Source organism: Streptococcus sp. 4886, from assembly GCF_013276485.1.
Taxonomy (GTDB): Bacteria; Bacillota; Bacilli; order Lactobacillales; family Streptococcaceae; genus Streptococcus.
The window spans coordinates 1-568 of record NZ_VMLD01000033.1 but is presented as its reverse complement, the minus strand read 5'-3'; the positions used below and the strand labels follow the sequence as shown (position 1 = coordinate 568).

General features: G+C 44.2%; 1 protein-coding gene and 1 pseudogene. Both read left to right on the top strand.

The features are described 5' to 3' along the window. Positions 1-126 precede the first annotated feature (126 nt). Positions 127-462: a phage holin gene (locus tag HT679_RS10820; RefSeq protein WP_173214586.1), complete on the top strand. Its 336-nt coding sequence runs from the start codon at positions 127-129 to the stop codon at positions 460-462. Further along, positions 462-568 (top strand): annotated as a pseudogene (locus HT679_RS10815) (autolysin); the annotation flags it as partial. The gene HT679_RS10820 and the pseudogene HT679_RS10815, both read left to right, overlap by 1 nt.

Here is a 568-nt window from a genome sequence, read left to right as displayed (position 1 = left end):
CAACCAAAACGGTGGGCAAGCCTTGAAATATTGGGTTGGTACAAAGGCTCAATATGAAGCTATCAGAACGAAAGACCCCCATACTATCTATGATGTGTATGAACCAAAATAGAAAGGAAACAACATATGACACAATTTAACGAACTCATCATTGCCTTTGCGACAGGCTTTTTAGCAGTAGCAGTAGGCGGTATTGTAAAAGCAGTAAAAGACTACCTTTTGCGTAAAGGCGGAGAAAAAGCGGTGATTATCGCTGAAATCCTAGCCAAGAATGCAGTGAATGCCGTTGAGCAGGTGGCTGCTGAGACAGGTTATAAAGGTGATGAAAAATTGGCACAGGCTCGTGCTAAAATCCGTGCAGAGCTGATCAAATATAACATCAGTATGACCGACAAGGACTTGGATACTTTTGTTGAGTCAGCCGTGAAACAGATGAATGACGCTTGGAAAGGACAAGAGTAATGGATATCGATACAAGCAGACTACGCACAGGCTTGCCACAAGTAGGCTATGCGCCATATCGACAAGTGCACGCTCACTCTACGGGGAACCGTAATTCTACCGTGCA